General features: G+C 71.9%; 21 protein-coding genes. 12 read left to right on the top strand and 9 right to left on the bottom strand.

Features of this window, described 5'->3' with window-relative positions; all coding sequences use genetic code 11:
• Positions 1 to 74 precede the first annotated feature (74 nt).
• Positions 75 to 791, bottom strand: a complete 717-nt coding sequence (locus QSK26_RS17485; RefSeq protein ID WP_352244337.1) for a response regulator transcription factor — start codon at positions 789 to 791, stop codon at positions 75 to 77.
• On the bottom strand, positions 788 to 2,116 hold the full coding sequence (locus QSK26_RS17490; protein ID WP_285776218.1) for a sensor histidine kinase: 1,329 nt from the start codon (positions 2,114 to 2,116) through the stop codon (positions 788 to 790). The genes QSK26_RS17485 and QSK26_RS17490 overlap by 4 nt, the downstream gene beginning before the upstream one ends.
• Positions 2,117 to 2,215: 99 nt before the next feature.
• Between QSK26_RS17490 and QSK26_RS17495 the strand changes: the two genes are divergently transcribed.
• Complete coding sequence (locus QSK26_RS17495) at positions 2,216 to 3,127, top strand: ABC transporter ATP-binding protein (protein WP_285776219.1); 912 nt, start codon at positions 2,216 to 2,218, stop codon at positions 3,125 to 3,127.
• A gap of 26 nt (positions 3,128 to 3,153) precedes the next feature.
• Positions 3,154 to 3,912: an ABC transporter permease subunit gene (locus tag QSK26_RS17500; protein ID WP_285776220.1), complete on the top strand. Its 759-nt coding sequence runs from the start codon at positions 3,154 to 3,156 to the stop codon at positions 3,910 to 3,912.
• Between the two features lie 16 nt (positions 3,913 to 3,928).
• Here QSK26_RS17500 and QSK26_RS17505 read toward each other — a convergent pair whose 3' ends face one another.
• On the bottom strand, positions 3,929 to 4,252 hold the full coding sequence (locus QSK26_RS17505) for a hypothetical protein (RefSeq protein ID WP_285776221.1): 324 nt from the start codon (positions 4,250 to 4,252) through the stop codon (positions 3,929 to 3,931).
• Between the two features lie 100 nt (positions 4,253 to 4,352).
• Between QSK26_RS17505 and QSK26_RS17510 the strand changes: the two genes are divergently transcribed.
• A complete protein-coding gene (locus QSK26_RS17510; protein ID WP_285776222.1) occupies positions 4,353 to 4,796 on the top strand; it encodes a hypothetical protein in 444 nt (147 codons plus the stop codon).
• A gap of 14 nt (positions 4,797 to 4,810) precedes the next feature.
• On the opposite strand, the gene QSK26_RS17515 is transcribed toward QSK26_RS17510, so the two are convergent.
• Both QSK26_RS17515 and QSK26_RS17520 read right to left on the bottom strand, forming a co-directional pair.
• Positions 4,811 to 6,883 carry a hypothetical protein gene (locus tag QSK26_RS17515; RefSeq protein ID WP_285776223.1) on the bottom strand — a complete coding sequence of 691 codons (2,073 nt, stop codon included), beginning with the start codon at positions 6,881 to 6,883 and terminating at the stop codon, positions 4,811 to 4,813.
• Positions 6,884 to 6,967: 84 nt separating this feature from the next.
• Complete coding sequence (locus QSK26_RS17520) at positions 6,968 to 8,143, bottom strand: N-acetylglucosamine kinase (RefSeq protein ID WP_285776224.1); 1,176 nt, start codon at positions 8,141 to 8,143, stop codon at positions 6,968 to 6,970.
• A gap of 78 nt (positions 8,144 to 8,221) precedes the next feature.
• Here QSK26_RS17520 and QSK26_RS17525 point away from each other — a divergent pair, with 78 nt between their 5' ends.
• From QSK26_RS17525 to QSK26_RS17545, 5 genes are read left to right on the top strand one after another with little or no spacing between them, the layout of a single operon-like run.
• Positions 8,222 to 9,094 carry a MurR/RpiR family transcriptional regulator gene (locus tag QSK26_RS17525; protein WP_285776225.1) on the top strand — a complete coding sequence of 291 codons (873 nt, stop codon included), beginning with the start codon at positions 8,222 to 8,224 and terminating at the stop codon, positions 9,092 to 9,094.
• A 7-nt stretch (positions 9,095 to 9,101) separates the two neighbouring features.
• Positions 9,102 to 9,854 (top strand): sugar isomerase domain-containing protein, encoded by a 753-nt coding sequence (locus QSK26_RS17530; RefSeq protein WP_285776226.1) that lies wholly within the window; start codon positions 9,102 to 9,104, stop codon positions 9,852 to 9,854.
• A gap of 49 nt (positions 9,855 to 9,903) precedes the next feature.
• The gene (gene ngcE, locus QSK26_RS17535) at positions 9,904 to 11,328 is read left to right on the top strand and encodes an N-acetylglucosamine/diacetylchitobiose ABC transporter substrate-binding protein (RefSeq protein WP_285776227.1); all 1,425 of its coding nucleotides are present in this window, start codon (positions 9,904 to 9,906) and stop codon (positions 11,326 to 11,328) included.
• Positions 11,329 to 11,361: 33 nt separating this feature from the next.
• Positions 11,362 to 12,264, top strand: a complete 903-nt coding sequence (locus QSK26_RS17540) for a carbohydrate ABC transporter permease (RefSeq protein WP_285776228.1) — start codon at positions 11,362 to 11,364, stop codon at positions 12,262 to 12,264.
• 16 nt (positions 12,265 to 12,280) lie between these two features.
• The gene (locus QSK26_RS17545) at positions 12,281 to 13,189 is read left to right on the top strand and encodes a carbohydrate ABC transporter permease (protein ID WP_285776229.1); all 909 of its coding nucleotides are present in this window, start codon (positions 12,281 to 12,283) and stop codon (positions 13,187 to 13,189) included.
• Here the strand turns inward: QSK26_RS17545 and QSK26_RS17550 are convergent.
• Entirely contained in the window at positions 13,182 to 13,895 is a 714-nt protein-coding gene (locus QSK26_RS17550) for a DNA alkylation repair protein (RefSeq protein WP_285776230.1), read from the bottom strand. The genes QSK26_RS17545 and QSK26_RS17550 overlap by 8 nt on opposite strands.
• Complete coding sequence (locus QSK26_RS17555) at positions 13,892 to 14,584, bottom strand: TetR/AcrR family transcriptional regulator (protein WP_285776231.1); 693 nt, start codon at positions 14,582 to 14,584, stop codon at positions 13,892 to 13,894. The genes QSK26_RS17550 and QSK26_RS17555 overlap by 4 nt, the downstream gene beginning before the upstream one ends.
• A gap of 171 nt (positions 14,585 to 14,755) precedes the next feature.
• Between QSK26_RS17555 and QSK26_RS17560 the strand changes: the two genes are divergently transcribed.
• From QSK26_RS17560 to QSK26_RS17575, 4 genes are all read left to right on the top strand, one after another.
• A complete protein-coding gene (locus QSK26_RS17560; RefSeq protein ID WP_285776232.1) occupies positions 14,756 to 16,162 on the top strand; it encodes an alkaline phosphatase D family protein in 1,407 nt (468 codons plus the stop codon).
• 64 nt (positions 16,163 to 16,226) lie between these two features.
• Positions 16,227 to 17,810 carry a glycoside hydrolase family 3 protein gene (locus QSK26_RS17565; protein ID WP_285776233.1) on the top strand — a complete coding sequence of 528 codons (1,584 nt, stop codon included), beginning with the start codon at positions 16,227 to 16,229 and terminating at the stop codon, positions 17,808 to 17,810.
• A 205-nt stretch (positions 17,811 to 18,015) separates the two neighbouring features.
• Positions 18,016 to 18,270, top strand: a complete 255-nt coding sequence (locus QSK26_RS17570) for a hypothetical protein (RefSeq protein ID WP_285776234.1) — start codon at positions 18,016 to 18,018, stop codon at positions 18,268 to 18,270.
• Positions 18,271 to 18,385: 115 nt separating this feature from the next.
• On the top strand, positions 18,386 to 19,195 hold the full coding sequence (locus QSK26_RS17575; protein ID WP_285776235.1) for an ATP-grasp domain-containing protein: 810 nt from the start codon (positions 18,386 to 18,388) through the stop codon (positions 19,193 to 19,195).
• A gap of 9 nt (positions 19,196 to 19,204) precedes the next feature.
• Here QSK26_RS17575 and QSK26_RS17580 read toward each other — a convergent pair whose 3' ends face one another.
• Together QSK26_RS17580 and QSK26_RS17585 are read right to left on the bottom strand one after the other, a co-directional pair.
• Positions 19,205 to 19,966, bottom strand: coding sequence for an SDR family oxidoreductase (locus QSK26_RS17580; protein ID WP_285776236.1), 762 nt, complete (start codon positions 19,964 to 19,966; stop codon positions 19,205 to 19,207).
• Positions 19,967 to 20,028: 62 nt separating this feature from the next.
• Positions 20,029 to 21,339 carry a DUF2252 domain-containing protein gene (locus QSK26_RS17585; protein WP_285776237.1) on the bottom strand — a complete coding sequence of 437 codons (1,311 nt, stop codon included), beginning with the start codon at positions 21,337 to 21,339 and terminating at the stop codon, positions 20,029 to 20,031.
• Positions 21,340 to 21,418 lie beyond the last annotated feature (79 nt).

Raw genomic sequence — 21,418 nt, forward strand, 5'->3', positions numbered from 1 at the left:
CCGGCCAGGCCGATCGTCAAGCCGCGGGCGGCGTCACCAGGCCAGCCCTCCGGCCGTCCCCGGCCCTGCCGACGTCAGACCGTCGGGCCCGCGTCGCGGACGAGAAGGGCCGCCTGGACCCGGTTGGCGCAGCCGAGCTTGGCCAGGATCCGGCTCACGTACGTCTTGATGGTCGTCTCGCTCATGCTCAGGCGGCGGCCGATGTCGGCGTTGGACAGCCCCTCGGCCACCAGGTCCAGCACCTGCGACTCGCGGGACGTCAGGACGGCCAGCCGTTCGGCCGCCTCCCGCCTGCGCCGCGCCTCCACCGGAGTGATCATCCCGAGCACCAGCCGGGCCACCGCCGGGGAGAGGTAGGCGTCCCCGGCGTGCGCGGCCCGCACCGCCCGGACCAGCTCCTCCGGCGTGCAGTTCTTGAGCACGAACCCGGCCGCGCCGCTCTGCAGGGCGCGCAGCACGTTCGGCTCGGCGCCGAAGGACGTCAGCACCACGGTCCGCAGCCCGGGCACCCGCCGCCTCAGCTCCTCGATCGCGCTCAGCCCGTCCAGCACCGGCATCTTGATGTCCACCAGCGCCACATCCGCACGGCGGCCGACGGCCTCGTCCACCGCCGCCCTGCCGTTCTCCGCCTGCGCCACGACCTCGATCCCGGGCACCGACTCCAGCACGGTACGGATCCCCGCCGCGATCAGCGGCTCGTCGTCCACGATGAGCACCCGGATGACCGCGCCACCCCCGCCGGCGGTCACGGCGTTCCCACCGGGGGTCACGGCGTCCCCGCCCGTGGTCACGGCGTTCCCAGCAGGAAGCCGGCGGGCACCAGCATCAGCATGCCGACCGCGGCCGCGACGCCGATCGCGCTCGTGCGCACCCGCTCGCCCACCGTCAGCTCGCCGACCGTCAGCTCGCCCGGCTCCGCCGCCTCCGGGGTGGCGGGCAGCATCGCGAAGAGCCGGAAACCGTCTCCGGACCGGCCGTGATCGATGAACCCGCCGGCCGGCCGCACCCGCTCACCCAGACCGGCCAGCCCATGCCCCGCCCGCCCATGTCCCCCCAGCCCATGTCCCCCCAGCCCCTGTCCCGCCCGCCCGCCGTCCCCGGTGGGCCGCTCGCCGGACAGGCCGCGGCCCGCGGGCGGCGCGGGCGCGACCGATCGCTCCTCCGGCGGGAGCGGGTTGGTGACACTGAGCAGGAGCGCGTCCTGCTCCCACTCGACGGTCACCGTGACCGGGCGGCCGGGCGCGTGCTTCGCCGCGTTCGTCAGCCCCTCCTCGACCACCCGGTACGCCGCCCGCCCCGCGGCCCCGGACAGCGGCAGCGGCTCGCCACGCCGTTCCAGCGTCACCGGCACCCCCGCCGCCCGGAACTCCGCCACCACCACGCCCACCGCCTCCACACCGGGCGCGCGGGCGTCCGGCTCGTCCTCCGCCCGCAGCGCGCCGACCAGTTCGTGCAACTCGTCCAGGGCGCCCCGTGCGGCACCGGCCAGCCGCCGCACGGCCAGGTCGTGCGCCGGCGGCAACCCCGACACCTCCAGCGCGGCGGCCTGCACCGAGACCAGGCCGAGCCGGTGGCCGAGCGAGTCGTGCAGCTCGCGGGCGATCCTGAGCCGCTCGCGCAGCCGCTCCCGCTCGGCGACGAGCTCCCTGTTCCAGCGCAGCTCCCGGTTGCGCTGGTCGAGCGCCGCCACCAGCCGCCCGTGCTGCGCGAGATAGCGGCCGACCAGCAACGGCAGCACCACGAACACGAGATGGATCGTCACGAACTGGGGGACGGCACGCGGCTCGGCCGGCCGTACCGCGAGCTGCAGCCCGAGACCGCCCAGCGTCACCCCGGCCAGCGCCGCGGTGCCCCGCCGCGACACCACGGCCCGCCCGGTCCGGTACGCGGTCCACAGCGTCAGCACGTAAGGACCGCCGGCCACCGCGCTGAGCGCGAGCGCGGACCCGAGCGCCGGCACCGGCCACCGCCGGCCCAGCACGACCACCAGCGCCGCGGCCGCCACGTACCCGGCCATCCCCCACGAAGGCGGGCCGCCCCGATGCGAAGCCGCCATCAGAGCGGAATCCGCGACGACCACCAGGACGGCGAGGACGGCGAAAAGGTGTCGGCCCATGCCCAGGAGGTTACTTTCCCGGCGACGTCCACTTTGGTCACCGGAAGACGCGACTTTGGAGGACTGCCCGCGGGCGACGCCGTTCCTAGCGTTGGTCCGGTGATCGAAGTACGTGACCTCAGCAAGAGTTTCGGGGACACCGTCGCCGTGGACGGGCTCTCCTTCGTGCTGCGTCCCGGCCGGGTGACCGGGTTCCTCGGACCGAACGGAGCAGGCAAGACGACGACGATGCGGATGATGCTCGGCCTCGACCGTCCCACCGCAGGCGAGGTCCTCCTCGACGGCCTGCCGTACCGGCGGCTCGCCCGCCCGCTGCTGCGGGTCGGCGCCCTGCTGAACGCCGGAGCCGTGCACGGCGGCCGGACCGCCTGCCACCACCTGTGGTGGCAGGCCCGCAGCAACGGGATCCCGCGGACCCGGGTGGCCGAGGTACTGGAGCTGACCGGCCTGACCGGCGTGGCCCGGCGGCGGGTACGCGGCTTCTCGCTCGGCATGACCCAGCGGCTCGGGCTCGCCGCGGCGTTGCTCGGCGACCCGCCGGTGCTTCTCCTCGACGAACCGGTCAACGGGCTCGACCCCGAAGGCGTCCTGTGGATCAGGAACCTGCTCAAGGGCCTGGCCGCGGAGGGGCGCACGGTCTTCGTCTCCAGCCACCTGATGAGCGAGATGGCGCTCACCGCGGAACACCTCATCGTCATCGGCCGCGGCCGGCTCCTCGCCGACACCACGGTCCGCGAGTTCGTCGAGTCCGGCAGCCGGTCCCACGTCCTCATCCGCACCCCGGACCCCGCGCGGATGCGCGAGACGCTCGCCGCCGCCGGCATCCCCACCGAGCAGACCCCCGACGGCGCCCTCGCGGCCCACGGCACCGAGCCCGCCAGGATCGGCGAACTTGCCGCCGCGCACGGCCTGACCGTGCACGAGATCACCACCCGGCCGGCCTCCCTGGAGGAGGCGTTCCTCCGCCTCGTCGGCGACGCCGCCGAATACCGAGGCGAGGGCACGCGATGAGCGCGCTCGCCGAAGGACGCGGAACCATGCGGGACGTCGTCGCCGCGGAATGGATCAAGATCCGGACGGTGCGCTCGACAGGCTGGACGATGCTGCTGACCGTGGCCCTCGGCACCGGCCTCGGTGCCCTGGTCGGCCTCTCCTTCCGGAACGCCCCGGCGCGGCCGGGCTTCTTCGATCCGCTCTTCGCCGCCTTCTACAGCCTCACGCTGGCCCAGCTCCCGCTGGTGGTCTTCGGCGTCGTCACGGTCACCGCCGAGTACACCTCCGGCACGATCCACGCCTCGCTGGCGGCCGTGCCGCGCAGGGGCGTCTTCTACGCGGGCAAACTGCTCGGCTGCCTGCCGCTGGTGCTCGGTGTCTCGGTGGCCACCGTCCTCGGATCCTTCTTCGCCTCCCAGGCGACGCTCGGCCCGGACGGCGTCGGCCTCGGCGCGCCGGGCGTGTCCGAGGCGGTGATCGGCTGCTCCCTCTACCTGACCCTCATGTGCCTCTTCGCCGCCGGGCTCGGGATGCTGCTGCGCAGTTCGACGGTCTCCCTCGCCATCCTGCTGCCCCTGCTGTTCCTCGGCTCGCAGGGGCTCGGCAACGTTCCTGGGCTGAAGACCTTCCTGCAATACCTGCCGGACCAGGCCGGCGCGGTCATGCTGCACCTCACCGGCCCGCCCGGCGACCCGCAGTTCGGCCGCGACTACGGCGCCTGGACGGGCCTGGCCATCCTCACCCTCTGGACCGCCGCCGCCCTCCTCGCCGGCCACCTGACCCTGCGCCGCAGAGACGCCTGAGAACCGGCCCGCCGGGTCACGGGGCGAGCCACAGGCGGCCGGCTTCGTACCGGGCGACCGAGGGGGAGACCTTCTCCGGCGTCCGCGCCACCTCCTCCTCCAGATCGCTCAGCACCCGCCGGGCCTGGTTCCTGAGCCGCCGCCGATAAGCGTCGAGATCGTCGCCGAACCGCCGCGCCGCCGGCCCCACCCAGACGGCCCGCCCGGTGAACTGCCCGAACGGCTGATCCAGCGCGGCCTCCAACTGCGCCACATGCCGCCGGACCGCGGCCAGCGTCTGCTGGAGCGCCTGACGGCGCGGATTCGGCACGAGGGCCGGCTCGACGGGCATGGCTGTCACCGGGTCAGCTCCCTGTTTCGTCATAGAGGGTACGGCGGCGGCGACGGACCGGACAGGATGAGACCGACCGCTCGACCCCGAGCAGACGGAGGAGATCCCGGTGCGGCTTCCTGTGTGGCGTTGCCTGATGGCATCCGCCGTCCTCACCCTGTCCACAGCCTGCACCCAAAGCACCTCGGGGCCGACGGCGACCCAGGCGGGGGAGACCTTGAAGACGCATATCACGCAGTTGATGGCCGAAACCGATCTGCGGGACGTGAAGGTCGTCGACGCGGGTGGGAAGGACGTCGCCTGTGGCGAAGGGGGGACCAAACGCACTTATGCCGTGCAGGTGCAAATGCCGTACGAGCGTCCAAGCCTCATTGGCCAGATGGCCGGTGCTCTCTCCCGGATCTGGGGCTATGAGGTGACCGAAGTGTTCGGTGGTTCGGAGAAGACGATTCTCCGGCTCGAGTCCGCTCGCACGAACCTCACACTCGACATGCCGGACGTCAGGCTGGCCACGGTGGCGGGTGAGACCGATTGTGTGCCCGCGCCGGATTAGGACATGTGCCGTCATCAATCCTTGCCAATCACGATCTTCTCGAGCTGAGGGTCGGCGCCCGTGAGAAAGGTCTCCATACGCGTTTTGTTGCCGGAGAAGGCGTCCGCGGTGCCGAAGAGCACTTTGCCGAAGGTCCGCCGGTCTGCGTCCATATTGGTGCTCCCGTTGGCCTTCAGCCACTCCAGAAGGGCGGTCATCTTCTTCGGATCCTTGTCGAACTCCTGAAATTTGCGCAGCCGGCCTTCACCGTCGACGATCAGCGGGTCGGTAGGCGGTTTGAAGGCCACCGGGTCGCCTTTCATCGTGTAGCCGTGGGAAAGGAGGCCCGAAGCGATCTCGTGAATGGTCACCCGTGCCGCGGCGAACTCCTTGGCATTGACCTTCGGTAGTTTCGGGTCCGACTCGAAAACGGCCTCCAGGCCGCCCTTCGCGATCCAGCCGAATACCGTCCAGGCCAGCGCGGACGGATAAGCGCCGGTCGGGACGCTGAGCATGACCAGGTCGCCGCCCTTGTCGATCATCTGTCCGATGACCTCCCCCGCCTCCTCGTTCCGTATGTCCTCCGAACCCAGGACGAGTTTCTGGGCGGATAGCTCCATCCCGGCGACCTGGCCCAGCCGGGCCATCGCCTGCTGGACGGCGAGTTCCGCCTGCAACCCGCCGGGAGGCGGGTTCGCGATGCGGTCCTTGTCGATCCGGATCCCTTCGGCGAACAGCCGGCTCGCGAGCCCCGCCATGGCCTTGTCGAAGGGTTTGAGGTGCGCGTCCGTGTCGGCGAACGTCTGCAGATAGCGATATGCGTCCATGATCGACAGCCTGAACGCCGGGTGGGTGCCCGCCAGTTGGTCGTCGAAGGCGCCGAACCGGCTGGGCTGCTGGGAGTCCGGATCGGAGTATTCGGCCCCGGCCGTGATCTCGGTGACGTAGGAGGCGGCTGTTTCGGAGAGGTGGATGCGCATGTTGTCGTGCAAGGAGAAGGATGGGGCCGTGGTGAGGACGGTGAAGGCGAACTTCGCGGCGGCCGGGGTGTGGGCGCCGTCCTTTTCGTCGTAGGCGCCTGAGGCGGCGGCGAGCAGTTTGCCGAAGGCTTCGCCGAGGCGGGCGTCGTCGGACGCGCTCGCGCTCATCGTGGTCAGCACGGAGCCGAGGGGGGCGCGGAGGGGCGGGTCGACGGGGGAGGTGGCGGCGGGGTGCCAGTCCTGGGCGAGGGCGGTCACGGCGAGGCGGGCGGCGGCGGGGTTGGCGGCCAGGGCGTTGAGGAAGCGGGCCGTGGTGCCGTGCAGCTTGTGCGGGAACGGCACCGCGTCGCGGGCCATGGGCAGTACGGCGTGCCGGCGGGCGACGTCGGCGAGCCAGACGGCGGGGAAGTCGCCGGAGAGGACCAGCCAGGACAGGGCTTCGGCGTCACCGTCGCGGGCGAGGTCGTCCATCACCTTCTGGATGCCCTTGACCCGTGGGACGGCGGCCGCCGCGGACGAGAAGGCGGTGCCCAGCTCGACGAGCCTGGCGTCCACCGCCTGGGCGTCCTCGGCGCTCACCCGGGTCTGGACCGGGCCGCCCCACGCCCGCCTGATCTGTTCGGGTAGGGCCGCGATGGCGGTCGCGCCGAGTTCGGCGAAGAACGAGGCGGTGTAGTCGCCGTCGGCCCGGTGCGCCAGCAGCCGGCCCAGCAGGTCGCGGCTGCGGGCGTCCAGCTCCGCCTGGGAGAGGTCCCCCGGCTGCCGGAACCGGGCGGCCAGCGCGGCGCCCGCCCGGCGGGACTCCTCGGGTGAGGTGGTGAGCGCGCCCTCGTCGTACGAGACCAGGCCGGTGGGCAGGGAGCCGGGCCGCCAGTCGCCCGTCTGCCTGGTGATCGTCTGGTGCCTGGCGCGGAGCTCGGGGAGCTGCCTGCCGACCCAGTCCTCGATCTCCTTGAGCGGCGTCAGCGCGGACGCGTCCGCGCTGACCCGGTCCAGCTCGCGGCGGAGGGTGGCCGACTGCTCGCCGATCACGCCGTGGGCGCGTTCCACGGCGGCGATGAACTGCTCCATCAGCGCCGGGTCGATGCCCGACAGATCGGGGTTCAGCGGTCCCGTACCAGGTGGCATCGCCGGTTGCGACACGCGTCGCCCCTCCCTGTGCACGCGCCGATTCGTCTTCGACTGTGCCACAAGGCGCACCCGGCGTCAGGATCAACGCTCAAATGAGACCAGACGGGGGTGCAGGGAGAGGGCCTCGTCGCCGAGGAGTTCGAGGGCGGCCAGCCAGGCGGCGGCGGACGCGCCGTCCCCGGCTACGGTGACGGCGGCGTCCCAGCGTTCCCGCACCAGGTCCCTCACCGCCTGCCGTACCGGGCCTGGGCTGGTCAGGACGCTGCCGGCGAGGACGACGGGGGTGCGCTCGCCGGGGGGACGGACGGCGGCGACGGTGTCGGTCAGCAGGCGGGCCGCCTCCCCGGCGATGCGCAGGGCGACCGCGTCACCTTCGGCGGCGGCCCGGCTCACCAGCGGGGCGAGCGCGGCGAGCTCCAGCGGCGGCCGGCTCTGCGCCACGGTGATCAGCCGGTTGGCCAGCGCCCGCCCGGCGACCCCGCCGATGCCCCCTTCGCCGGTGCCGCCCGCCTCCCCGCCGCCCCCTGAGGGCGAACCGGCCGCGACGCCCCCGGGACCCGCACCGGTGCCGCCGGCTGCTGGAGGGCCCGGTGGGGCAGCGCCGCCGAGCAGCGGGGAGCCCGGTGGGGTGGTGCGGTCAGGGGGGTGAGGGCTGGGGGCGGGGGTGTGGAGGATGGTTTCGGCGACCGGGGTGGTGAGGGAGGTGGCGGGGGCGCCGGTGGCGAGGGCGGTGACCACCGCCTGGGCGGCGCGGCGGCCGATCCAGTAGCCGGAGCCGTGGTCGCCGAGCAGCCAGCCGAGGCCGTCGGCGAGCGGGCCGAGCCCGCGGTCCTCGATGGCGGCGGCCACCGCGCCGGTGCCGGAGATGAGCACGGTGCCCGACGGCTCCGCCGTACCCGCGGCGAACGCCACCGGGACGTCGCCGATCTGCCGGACGGGCACCCCGGGCGGCACGCCGAGCTCCGCGAGGACGCGGTCGAAGGCCGCCTTGCCCGCGCCGGTCCGCAGCGGGTCGCCGCCCGCGACGCCCGCCACCAGGGCGCGGACCTGCGCGCCCGCGGCGCCGTAGGCGGCCAGGGCCGTGCCGACGGCGTGCGCGATGGCGGCGCAGGACGCGGCGACGCCGTGCGCGGTGGGGTTGCCGCCTGCGGCTTGGCCGCGGGCGGCGCGGGTGCCGTCGAGCGAGGCGACCACGGCACGGGTGGAGGTGCCACCGGCGTCCACCCCGACGACGACTCCTGACGCGTGGTCGTTCACATGGACATCTTGGGCCTTGACTCCGATCGTTGCAAGAATTATTTTCACCGAGTCGTCACATTGGTGAAAGGAATAGTTGTGACAGGAGGCCCGCTCGGACGTATCCAGACCGAGCTGCCGGGGCTGCCCGAGGCGTTGCGCCGGGTCGGCGAGCAGATCCTGGCGGATCCGGGGGAGGCCGCACGATCGACGATCATCGCGCTGGCGGAGCGCAGCGGCAGCTCGCCGGCGACCGTGACGCGGTTCTGCCGGACGTTCGGGTTCATGGGGTACGCCGAGCTGCGGGTGGCCCTGGCCACCGAGACCGGGCGGGCGGCGCAGGCCAACTGGGGCGCGGGGATCGGCAGGGAGATCGGCCCCACCGATCCGATCGACTCGGTGATCGAGACGATGGCCGCGGTGGACGCCAGGCTCATCCAGGAGACGGCCGGGCAGCTCGACGCCGACGTGGTGGCCAAGGTGGCCGAGGCGATCGTGGCGGCCGAGCGGGTGCTGCTCTTCGGGGTGTCGATCAGCGGGGCCGTCGCGGGCATGCTGGAGGCCCGGTTGCGCCGGATCAAGGTGCCCTGCTGGAGCCACACCGACGCGCACGAGGCGCTCGCCGACGCCGCGCTGCTGGGCTCGGGCGACGTCGCCGTCGGCATCTCGCACCGGGGCCGCACCCGCGAGGTGCTGGAGGCGCTGGGCGAGGCGGGCGGGCACGGCGCGACGCTGGTGGCGGTCACCTCCTTCGCCCGCTCCCCGCTGGCCGAGCTGGCGGACCTGGTCCTCACCACCGCGGGCAGGGAGATGGAGACCTTCCGCCCCGGCGGCCTGTCCGCCGTGCACTCGCAGCTGTTCGTGCTGGACGCCGTCTACGTCGCCGTCGCCCAGCGCACCTACGAACGCGCCAGGAACGCCTACGAGCTGACCATCAACGCCGTCGAGAGCCATCGTGTGGAGAGGGGCTGATCGGGTCGTGGACGTCGGGGCCGCCGCCTACGTGCGGCGGATCGAGGAGCTGGTGGACGAGGTCGCGCGGACACAGGCGGAGCCGGTACGGCGGGCCGCCGCGATCCTCACGGAGTCGCTGCGGGCCGGCGGGGTGATCAACGCCTTCGGTTCCGGGCACTCCGAGGCCATCGCGATGGAGATCGCCGGCCGGGCCGGCGGGCTGGTCCCGACCAACCGGCTGGCGCTGCGCGACATCGTGATCTACGGGGGCGAGACGGCCGGCGTGCTCAGCGCCGCGGAGCTCGAACGCGACCCCTCGGTGGCCCGCCGGATCTACGACCTCGCGCCGATCGAGCCGCAGGACGCGTTCGTGCTCGTCTCCAGCTCCGGCGTGAACGGGTCCGTGGTCGAGCTGGCCTCCATCGTCAAGGACCGCGGCCACCCGCTGATCGCCCTCACCTCGGTACGGCACAGCACCGAGATGACCTCGCGCCACCCGTCGGGACGCAGGCTGATGGACCTCGCCGACGTGGTCCTGGACAACGGGGCGCCCTACGGGGACGCGATCCTGCCGCTGCCCGGCGGGGCGGCCTTCGGGGCGGTCTCCACCATCACCTCGGCCCTGCTCGCCCAGATGGTGGTCGCCGAGGTGGTCCGCGCCCTGACCGAGGCGGGCGAGGATCCGCCGCTGTACCTGTCGGCCAACGTGGCCGGCGGCGACGAGCACAACCGAGCACTGGAGAGCCGCTACGCGGGGCGGATCCGCAGAGGAGCCTGACCCCGAGCCCGCCCGAACGTCCGATCAGGAGATCCCCCCAGGAGGATTCATGGCACACACCCCCTTCACCCGGCGCGAGCTGCTGCGCAGCGCCGTGCTCGCGGGCGTCCTGCTGCCCGCCGCCGGTGCCCTCTCCGCCTGCGCGACTCCGGTGCAGGAACCCGCCACCCCCCAGGCGCCCGCCGCCGGGGCCAAGAGCGCGACCAACCCGCTGGGCATCGCGCCGGACAAGCCGGTGGAGATCGTGATCTTCGACGGCGGCTTCGGCGAGAAGTACGCCACCGACATCCACGAGCCGCTCCTCAAGAGCCTGCACCCGGGCGTCGAGATCAAGCACTCGGCCACCAAGGAGATCGCCAAGACGCTCCAGCCGAGGTTCGCCGGCGGCAACCCGCCGGAGTTCATCAACAACTCGGGCGACAACGCGATGGACATCGGGGCGCTCGCCGCGGACGGCCAGCTCTACGACCTCGGCCCGCTGCTCGACGCGCCGAGCTGGGACGACCCGAACGTCAAGGTGCGTGACACGATCCTGCCCTCGGCGATCGAGCTGGGCAGCTACAACGGCACGTTCAGCGTGCTGCCCTACGCCAACACGGTGTGGGGGCTCTGGTACTCCAGCAAGCTCTTCAACGACGAGGGCTGGCAGGTGCCGAAGACCTGGGCCGAGTTCACCGCCCTGCTGGACACGATCCAGAAGCAGGGCAAGATGGCGCCCTTCACCTACGCGGGCAAGCACCCCTTCTACATCTACGAGACGATCCTCACCCTGGCCGCCAAGATCGGCGGGGTGGACGTGGTGAAGAACATCGACAACCTGGAGCCCGGCGCCTGGACGGCGGAGCCGGTGATGACCTCGGCGACCGCCTGGGCCGAGATCGGGGCGAAGTACCTGATGCAGGGCACGGCCGGGCTCGACCACATCCAGACCCAGATCGCCCACAACAAGGGCGAGGTGGCGATCCTGCCGAACGGGTCCTGGGTGGAGAACGAGCAGAAGGACACCACGCCGGCGGACTTCGGCTACGCGATGTTCCCGCTGCCCGACTTCTCCTCGTCGGACGCCCTGCCGTACGGGACGGTCCACTCCCGGCCGGGGGAGGAGTACCTGGTGGCGGCCAAGTCGGCGAACCCGCTGGCCGGGGTGGAGTACATGCGGGCGATGCTCTCGGTGAAGGGGGCGGGCCGGTTCATGGAGATGGTCAGCACGCCCACGATCGTCAAGGGGGCGGGCGACGGTCTCACGCTGTCGCCCGGCCTGCAGAGCGTGGCCGACGCGCTGAAGGCGGCGGGCACGAACACCACCTACTTCCGGTTCCGCCAGTGGTACCTGCCGCTGCACGACGAGGTGGCCGCGGCGACCGGGCAGCTGATGAACGGCCGGCTCACGCCCAAGCAGTGGGCGGAGCGGATCGAGAAGAAGGCCGCCGACATCAAGGGCGACTCCTCGGTCGTGAAGTTCACGCGTACCTGACGAAGAACGGCCGAGGGAAGGGGTGAGTGACCGATGAGGCATGGCAGGGCGCGGTTCGTCACGGGTTTTCTGCTGGCTCCGGTGGCGCTCTATCTGATCTACGTCATCTCGCCTTACGCCCAGGCGTTCTACATCGCCACCACCAACTGGCGAGGGGTGAACGCCTCGCCGCAGTTCATCGGGCTGGAGAACTTCCGGCGGCTGCTCGCTGACGACATCTTCTGGCAGGCGGTGCTGCACAACATCCTGCTGCTGGTGCTGATGCCGCTGCTGACCATCGGCATCGCGCTGTTCTTCGCCTTCCTGCTCAACGCGGGCGGCCGGAGCGGGACCGGCGGCATCTGGGGGTCGAGGTTCTACCGGGTGGTGTTCTTCTTCCCCCAGGTGCTGGCCATCTCGATCGTGGCCGTGCTGTTCCAGCAGGTGTTCCGGCCGGACTCCGGCGGCATGCTCAACGGGCCGCTCATCGCGCTCGGCCTGCCGCCGGTCGGGTTCCTGTCCGACCCGGACGTCGCGCTGTGGTCGGTCCTCGGGGTGCTGGTCTGGCAGGCGGTCGGCTTCTACGTGGTGCTGTTCTCGGCGGGCATGGCCTCGATCCCGCGGGACATGTTCGAGGCGGCGGCCATCGACGGCGCCGGCCGGGTCCAGCTCTTCTTCCGGGTGACGCTGCCGCTGCTGCGGGACACCGTGCAGGTCGGCTGGGTGTACCTGGGCATCGCCGCGCTGGACGTCTTCGCCGTCGTCTGGGTGATGACCCTGGAACAGGGCGGTCCCGACTCCTCGACGACCGTGATGGCCGCCGAGATCTACCGCAACGCCTTCGAGTACTTCAGGTTCGGCTACGCCTCGGCGATGGGCGTCGTGCTGTTCTTCTTCACCGTCGCCTTCGCGGCGCTGGCCCTGCGGCTGTCGCGGCGTGAGCGGCTCGAATACTAGGTCGGGAGTCACCTTGGTGTCTGGAACCGTGCCGATCTCGCGGGCAGAGCTCCGCGAGCGGCGGCGCGCTCGGCTCGGCCCGCTCCAGGGGCTGTCCCATCTCGCGCTGGTGCTGTGGACCGTCATGGTGGTGGTCCCGATCGTGTGGACCTTCCTCGCCTCGGTCAAGAGCGAGGACGAGATCTTCGGCGAGGCGTGGTCGCTGCCCGCGACGCTGCGCCTCGACAACTGGGCCCGCGCCTGGACCGAGGCGCACATCGGGCAGTACCTGCTCAACAGCGTGGTCGTGGTGGCCTTCGGCACGCTGGGCACGATGGTGCTGGGCTCGATGGCCGCCTACGTGCTGGCCAGGTACGAGTTCCGCGGCGGCCGGGCGATCTACCTGCTGTTCGTGTCCGGGCTGGCCTTCCCGGTCTACCTGGCGCTCACGCCGTTGTTCTTCGTGGTGCAGAACATGGGCCGGGTGCCGGTCGTCGGGCCCTTCATCGGGCTCAACACCTACGCCGGGGTGGTCCTGGTCTACATCGCCTATTCACTGCCGTTCACCGTGTTCTTCCTGGCGGCGTTCTTCCGCACGCTGCCGGGCGCGGTCGCGGAGGCGGCGTTCGTGGACGGGGCCTCGCACAGCAGGGTCTTCTTCCAGATCATGGTGCCGATGGCCCGGCCGGGCCTGGTCAGCGTCACGATCTTCAACATCCTCGGCCAGTGGAACCAGTACCAGATCCCGCTGGTGCTGCTCGCCGGGGCCAAGGAGAAATGGGTGATGACCCAGGGCATCGCCGAGATCTCCACCTCGGCCGGCTACGACGCCGACTGGGGGGCGCTCTTCGCCGCGCTGAGCATCTCGATCCTGCCCATGATCATCACGTACACGATCTTCCAGCGGCAGATCCAGGCCGGGCTGACCGCGGGGGCCCTCAAGTGACGGGCACGTTCTTCAGGGCCTCGCGGCGGCTCAGCCCGGCGATGCCCTTGTGCCGGATGTAGCGGACCACCTCGTCGGCGTCGGTCTTGGCGTACTCGCGCAGCGCCCAGCCGATGGCCTTGCGGGCGAAGAAGTCGGTGTCGGACAGGCTCGGCTCGATGCACGCGTAGAGCAGCCCGAGGTCGGTGCGCTCCTTGAACCTGTTCTGGCACAGGATCGAGGTGCGCCGCTTCCACAGGTCGGCGTCGTTGGCCCACTCCAGCATGAGCGGGCGCATCGTCTCGGGATAGGCGGCCAGCAGCCCGCCCACCCGGTGCACGGCCAGCTCGTCCACGTAGTCCCACCAGGCGCCGGTGACGATCATCTCCTCGTACATCGGCAGGGTGTAGAGCGTCTGCCAGGGCCGGTAGAACCGGAAGCCGGTCAGCTCTATGGCGGCGTAACGCTCCTCGCGGTAGGCAGCGTCCCGCCAGATGCCGAGGACCGCCCTGCGCCACTCGGGCGCGCTGTCGATCCGGTGGTCGGCGAAGACCTGCTTCAGCGCGGTACGGCGGCGCGACGCCTGGACGCCGAGGAAGGGCAGCGCGGACTTCATGTAGGACCGCATCGCCTCGGCCTTGGCGGGCTCGGCGGCCGACGTGAGGGCGTAGAGCACCGCCTCCTGCAGAGGACTGCGGCCGGCCTGGGGGGTGTCGACGGGGCTCATGCGCGCTGGCTGGTCCGCTCTCCGGTGGCCAGGCCGTCGAACAGGACCGTGATGTAGTGCTCCGCGAGGGCGGTGGTGTTGAGCCGGCCGCCGGGCCGGAACCACCGCACCGCGACCCAGATCGTGTCGCGGATCATCCGGTAGGTGAGCTTGGGATCGACGTCGGGGCGGAACTGCCCGGCCGCCTGGCCGCGCTTGATCTGGTCGATCCACAGCCGCTCGACCTCGTCCTCGGCCTTGACCAGGTAGTCGAAACGGCCGCCGGGCAGGGAGCGCAGGTAACTCCAGTCGTTCTGCATCACGGTGATGGCCGCCCGGTGCGGCTCCAGCGTGCCGAAACCGATGCGCACCATCTCGGCCAGCACGGCCCGCGGCTCGCGGTCCCCCTCCAGCGCCGCGCGGTAGCGGCCGACGAGGTCGGACAGGAAGTGGGACAGCACCTCGTCGACGATCGTCTCTTTGGAGTCGAAGTGGTGGTAAAGACTTCCCGAGAGTATCCCGGCCTCCTGCGCGATCTCCCTTACGGTGGTGGCCTGGAAGCCCTTGCGCGCGAAGATCTCGGCGGCGAGCTTGACGAGGTGATCGCGGCGCTCGGAGGCGGCGCCCGGCGCGGGAGTGGTCCGTTTCGTGGCTCCCGCCCGTTTCGGCGACGTGGTCGCGGTGCCGCCGGAGTTCTTTCGCGTGTTCACGCCCTACATTATGGCCTCTTGCGCAATCGCTTGTTCGCCATACCGAGCCAGCTCATGCGGCTGATCATCCAGGACCAAGCGCTTGCTAACAAAGCCGCGCCGCGTCACTCTTCCTGTCAAACACCCCTGAAACGGACCCGTCGGATATCTCTATACGCCACCATCCTGAACATGGCGAATCTCGGCTATCCGTTCACGCTGGGCGTCGCGTCGGGAGAACCGGCGCCCGACGGCGTCATCATCTGGACCCGGCTGGCGCCGGACCCGCTCGGGCTGGACCCCGGCAGACCCGGCGGCATGCCGCGGCAGGAGGTCCCGGTGCGCTGGCAGGTCGCCGAGGACCAGGGCTTCAGCAAAATCGTCAGACAGGGGACCGCGCACGCCCAGCACGCCTGGGGGCACAGCGTGCACGTGCGGGTGGACGGGCTGCGGCCGGGGCGGGAGTACTTCTACCGGTTCTCCGCGGACGCCCCCTTCGCCACGCCGGACAACCCGGCCACCAGCCCGGTCGGCCGCACCAGGACCGCGCCCGCCGCGGACTCCGGCGCGGCCGTCAGCTTCGCGGTCGTCTCCTGCCAGCGGTTCGAGCACGGCTACTACACCGCCCACCGCCACCTCGCGGTCGAGCGGCCCGACGTGGTCTTCCACCTGGGCGACTACATCTACGAGTACGGCCGTCCCGCCGCCCCCGCGCCCGGCCGCTACGTGCGCCCGCTGGAGGCGCCCGCCCGGGAGTGCACGACGCTGCACGACTACCGCAACCGTTACGCGAAGTACCGGATGGACGGGGACCTGCGGGCCGCGCACGCCGCGGCGCCCTGGGTGACCACCTGGGACGACCACGAGGTGGAGGACAACTACGCCGGGACGCGCCCCGCCGACGGCTCGGACCCGGCCGCCTTCGCGCGCCGCCGCACCGCCGCCTACCGCGCCTACTTCGAGCACCTGCCGCTGCGGATCCGGCCGGACGGCGACGGGCTGCAGATGTACCGCTGGCGGCCCTACGGCACGGTGGCCGACTTCCTGGTCCTCGACTCGCGGCAGCACCGCACCGGGACCGACATGCTCGGACCGGCCCAGGAGCAGTGGCTGATCAACCGGCTGCGCTCCTCCAGGGCGCGATGGAAGGTGCTGGTGCAGCCGCTGTTCTTCGCCGAGCGGATCTTCCCCGGGCCGCCGCCGGCCGTCGGCAGGGACGCCTGGGACGCGTTCAAGGAGCAGCGGGCCCGGATCATGGCCGCCGCGGGCGAGGGCCTGGTGGTGCTGAGCGGGGACGTGCACAACCACTGGGCCGGGGAACTCGCCTTCGACGGGACCGGGAACTCGCTCGGCGCGGAGTTCGTCTGCTCCTCGGTCAGCAGCGCGCCTTCCGGTACCGACAACGCGGCCGTGCTCGCCGCCAACCCGCACCTCAAGTACTTCGACGGGCACCGCGGCTACCTCACGGGGACGGTGACCAGGGACCGGTTCGAGGTGTCCTTCCGCACGGTGGACTTCGTGGACCGCCCCGGCGCGCCGGTGAGCACGAGCGCGGTGTTCGGCGTGGAGGGCGGGCGTCTGCGGCGGCTCGACGTGTGAAGACCCCACTAGCGGACAAGAAAGTTTCCTATTAGATTGGCGGCATGCTCAAGAGCGGTGACGCATGAGCCGGCGCGGGGACGAGTTGCTGCGCCTGGCCGACGGGGTTCTCCTTCCGGGGTTCGAGGGCACGACGCCGCCCGACTGGGTGCGGCGCCGGCTCGCCGGCGGGCTGGCGGGCGTGGTGCTGTTCTCCCGCAACATCGTGCCGGGGGACCCCGGGCAGGTGGCCGCGCTGACGGCGGCGCTCAAGGCGGAGAACCCGGACGCCGTCGTGGGCATCGACGAGGAGTCGGGGGAGGTGACCCGGCTGGAGGCCGCCTCGGGCAGCAGCCGGCCGGGCGGTTACGCGCTCGGCGTCGTCGACGACGTCGAGCTGACCGAGGAGATCGCCCGCGGGCTCGGCGCCGACCTTGCGGGGGCCGGCGTCACCGTCAACTTCGCGCCCTCCGCCGACGTCAACTCCAACCCCGACAACCCGGTCATCGGCCTGCGCGCGTTCGGCGCCGACCCGGCGCTCGTCGCCCGGCACACCGTCGCCTGGGTGCGCGGCCTCCAGTCGGCCGGCGTCGCCGCCTGCGCCAAGCACTTCCCCGGCCACGGCGACACCTCGGTCGACTCCCACCACGCCGCGCCCTACCTGCCGGTCACCGCCGAGGAACTGCGGGAGACGGCGCTGGTGCCCTTCCGCGCGGCGGTGGAGGCGGGGGTGCGCGCGGTGATGACCGGCCACCTGGTCGTCCCCGCCATCGACCCCGGCATCCCGGCCACGCTGAGCCGCGAGGTGCTGACCGGGGTGCTCCGCGGCGAACTCGGCTTCGGCGGGCTCGTGGTCACCGACGCCATCGAGATGTCCGCGGTCGCCGGGCCGTACGGGATCGGCGGGGCGGCGGCGCGGGCCGTCGCGGCCGGGGCGGACGCGATCTGCGTCGGCGGCGAGAACGTCGACCAGCGGACCGCGGAACGGCTGCGCGACGCGATCGCCGACGCCGTGATCGACGGGCTGCTGTCCGAGGAGCGCCTCGCCGAGGCGGCCGGGCGGGTGGCCGAGCTGGCCGCCTGGTCCGCCGCCCGCCCGAGGCACGGGGGGCTGAACGGCGTGTCGTCCGGGGGGCTCGGCGGGGAGCCGGGAGGGGCCCCGGACGGCGCGCTTCCCACCACGCTCGGGCTGGCCGCTGCGCGGCGCGCGCTGCGCGTCACCCGGCGCTCGGCGGCCGTGGCGTTCCCGCTCGCCGGGCCGCCGCACGTGCTCGAACTGGCGCCGGAGACCAATCTCGCCATCGACAAGGGCACCCCGTGGGGCGTCAGCGGCCCGCTGGCCGAACTGCTGCCCGGCACCACCGTGACCCGGCTGCGCGCCGACGGCGCCACCGGCTCCGCCGTGGAGAGCGTCCTCGCCGAGGCCGTGGGACGGCCGCTGGTGGCCGTGGTCCGCGACGCGCACCGGCACAAGTGGCAGATGGACGTGCTCGGCCACCTGCTCGCCGCGCGGCCGGACGCCGTCGTGGTCGAGATGGGCCTGCCCGGCCGCTCCGACCTCGGCGCCGTGCACATCGCGACGCACGGCTCGGCCCCGGTCTGCGGCATGGCCGCCGCCGAGGTCCTCACCGGCCGCGCCACCACCCCCGCCCCGGTCCCCGCCCGCTGACTCCCACCCGCTTTCCGGGCGTTTTGGCAGGCTGTGAAGTTTCTGTTACGTAGGGCTATCAGGCCACGACGTTCGGTTATATGCTTCGTTGCGTTTGACTGAGAGGTCAGGCCCGAAGTCAGGAGAGGTGTCAGGTCCCATCGGGCCCTGGGGCGGGCGCCGATCGGGCTTCGGTGACAGCCATCCAAAGGGCGAAGGAGCTGAAGTGATCAAGAAGCTGTGCGTCACCGGTGCCGTGATCACCGCTGCGGCGGGTGTCACCCTGCTCGCCACCCCCGCGCACGCGGACGATTGGGACAACTGGAGCAACAACAGCCGTTCACTCCAGTCGGGCAACCTGTTCGGCAACGTCGCCAACAGCAACATCGGCTCCGGTGAGTCGACCAACGTCAACAACGTCAACGGCATCGCGTCCACCGCGCGCAACGGCAGCGCCGCGGTGACGTTCAACTTCCGCTGACCGAGAGAGTGCGGGCCGGGCTCCTGAAGGGGTCCGGCCCGCGTCCATGTCCGCCCTCGCCGGTACCGTGGGGACGCCGGTGCGCGAGGCGGAAGGGCGGGGCATGGGATCTTCGGTGGCATACGTGACGTTCGCCGACCCGGACGGGCACGACGACGAGCGGGAGACGGTGCTCGCCGCGTGGGCGGAGGCGGGGATCGCCGGCCGGGCCGTGCGCTGGGACGACCCGGAGGCCGACTGGGGGTCCTTCCAGGCCGCGGTCGTCCGCTCCACCTGGGACTACGTGCGGCGCAGGGCGGAGTTCACGGCCTGGGCGCACCGGGCCGCGGGCCTGACCAGGCTGCTCAACCCGGCCCCGGTGATCGAGCGCAACACCGACAAGACCTACCTGCGTGAGCTGGGCGTGCCCGTCGTGCCCACCCACTGGACCGACACCGGCCTGCCCCTCTGGGACGAGTACGTCGTCAAGCCGGCGATCTCGGCCGGCGCCCGGGACACGATCCGCACCGCCGACCGCGAGGAGGCCGCCCGGCACGCCGCCGCGCTGCGCTCCGGCGGCCGGACGCCGATGATCCAGCCGTATCTCCCCATGGTGGAGGCCGAGGGCGAGACCTCGCTGGTCTACTTCGGCCGCGTCTTCAGCCACGCCGTACGGCGCAGCGCGATGTTGTCCGGCTCGGCCGCCGGCGTGGACAACGTGCGGGCCGCCCTCCGCGACCCCGCGCCCGACCAACTGGAACTGGCCGGGCGGGTGCTGGCCGGGATCCCCGGCGACCTGCTCTACGCGCGGGTGGACCTGGTCCGGCTGGCCGGCGGCGAACCGGCGCTGATGGAACTGGAGCTCACCGAGCCCTACCTCTACCTCCGCTGGGCGCCCGGTTCGGCGGACAGGTTGGCCGCCGCGCTGAAGGCGCTGCTGACGTAGCGGTACCGGTCAGCCGTGGGTGGAGAGGCCGCCGTCCACCGGGATGACCGCGCCGGTCAGGTAGGAGCCGGCCCGGGAGGCGAGGAAGATCGCCGTGCCCGCCATGTCCTCGGGGCGGCCGATCCGGCCGAGCGGCACGTCGGAGGCGATCCGGTCACGGGTGGCGGGGTCGTCGAGCGCGAAGGCCATCATCTTGGAGTCGAACGGCCCGGGGGCGATCGCGTTCACGGTGATCGACTCGCCGGCGAGCCGGTGGGCGAGGTGCCGGGTCAGCATGTGCACGGCCGCCTTGGTGGAGGAGTAGGCGAAGCTGTCCAGGCCGGGCACCCGGATGCCGTCGATGGAGCCGATGTTGATCACGCGGGCGGGGTCGCCGGGGGTCGCCGCGGCGCGCAGCAGCGGCAGGAACCGCCTGGTCAGGAAGAAGACGCCCTTGACGTTGACGCCCCACAGCTTGTCGAAGGCGCTCTCCGGGTAGTCCTCCAGCGGCGCCCCCCAGGTGGCCCCCGCGTTGTTGACCAGCACGTCCAGCCGGTCCTCCGCGGCGGACACGGCCTCGTGCAGCGCCGCAACGCCCTGCGGCGTGGACAGGTCGGCGGGAACGGCGACGCAGCCCAGCTCCGCCGCCGTCTTCTCGACCTCCGCCGCCTTGCGCGAGGAGATGTAGACCTTGGCCCCCGCCTGGACGAATCCTTCGGCGATCATCCTGCCGATGCCCCGTGAGCCGCCGGTGACGACGACCGTCTTGCCTTCCACCGAGAACAGGTTCATACGCCCCGATGATGCCCTACGGCCACCGACCCGTCCATACCGACTGGTCGGTCTCGATGGGGTCAGAGGCCCGGCAACCGGCCGTTGCGGAACAGGTCCACGAAGGTCTGGTGGTCCTCGCGGGCCTGCGCGCCGTACGCGTGCGCGAAGCCGGTCAGCGTCTTGACGAAGTCGCCGTGCCGGCCGTCGACCGCCGCCACGATCGCCTCCTCGGTGGAGAAGTCCACCAGGTCGTGGCTGGACTCGTCGTCGGCCACGGAGTGCATCCTGGCCACCGCGTGCCCGAGGTCGCGGATCACCGAGGACAGCTCCTCCGGCTCGTTGAGGTCGTCCCAGTCGAGGTCGGCGGAGTACGGCGAGACCTCCGCGACGAGCTGGCCCACGCCGTCCAGCGTCGTGTAGCCGAGCCACGGGTCGGCGTACGCCTGCAGCGCCCGCTGCGACTCGGCCGTGCGGTGGCCCTGGTGCAGGAAGTAGCCGTGCACCTTCTCGTCGTCGATGTACCGGGCTACGGCGGGCACCTGGGCCTGCTTCATGTACAGGATGACGTCGTTCTCCAGCGCCTGCGTGTGGCCTTCGAGCAGCAGGTTGTACGACGGCAGGCCGGCCGAGCCGATCCCCACCCCGCTGCGCAGCGCCATGTCCTTGATCACGTGCTCGACCTGCCTGCCGCCTCCCGGGACCGGCGGCAGGGTCGTCAGATAGCCGAGGAACGCCTCCTCCACCGCCTGCCTGGCCTCCGCGCCCACCGGCCGCCGCCCGTCCATGGCGGCGAACCGCCGGTCGAAGCCGTCGATCGTGGTCTCGATGTCGAGCAGCGCCACCCGGGTGTTCAGCCTGGCCCGCTGGAGGACCTTGTGCAGGGCGCCGGTGGTGGTGTCCAGGGTCAGGGCGCCGATGCCCTCGTCGCCGCCCTCGGCGACGGCCGTGAGCTCGTCGAGGTAGGCCCGCGCGAAGTCCGTGACCAGCGAGGTGATCGCGTCGTCGGACAGCGCCTTGGCGTAGCCGATGAGCGCCAGGCTGGCGGACAGCCGCTTGAGGTCCCAGATGAACGGCCCCACGTAGGCCTCGTCGAAGTCGTTGACGTTGAAGACGAGGACGCCGGAGGCGTTCATGTAGGTGCCGAAGTTCTCGGCGTGCAGGTCGCCGTGGATCCAGACCCGGCCGGTCCTGGCGTCGAGGAAGTCGTCGTCGGCGAAGTCGCCGGTCAGGTCCGCGTAGAACAGGGAGGCGCTGCCCCGGTAGAACGCGAACGGCGTCGCCGCCATCTTCCTGAACTTCCGCCGGAAGGCGGCGGGGTCTCGTCTGATCGATTCACCGAACTCCGTGCTGAGGACTTCGAGGATGTGCTCGGCACGCCGCGTGTCTTTCATGGTCGTGCACGCTAGAGCCCACCGGGCCCGGCGCGCCAGGCGGCCCCGCCCGTCGGGGCGATCCGCCGGCGCGACCGCC

The sequence above is a fragment of the Microtetraspora sp. NBRC 13810 genome, from assembly GCF_030268685.1.
In the GTDB taxonomy this organism is placed as follows: Bacteria; Actinomycetota; Actinomycetes; order Streptosporangiales; family Streptosporangiaceae; genus BSRQ01.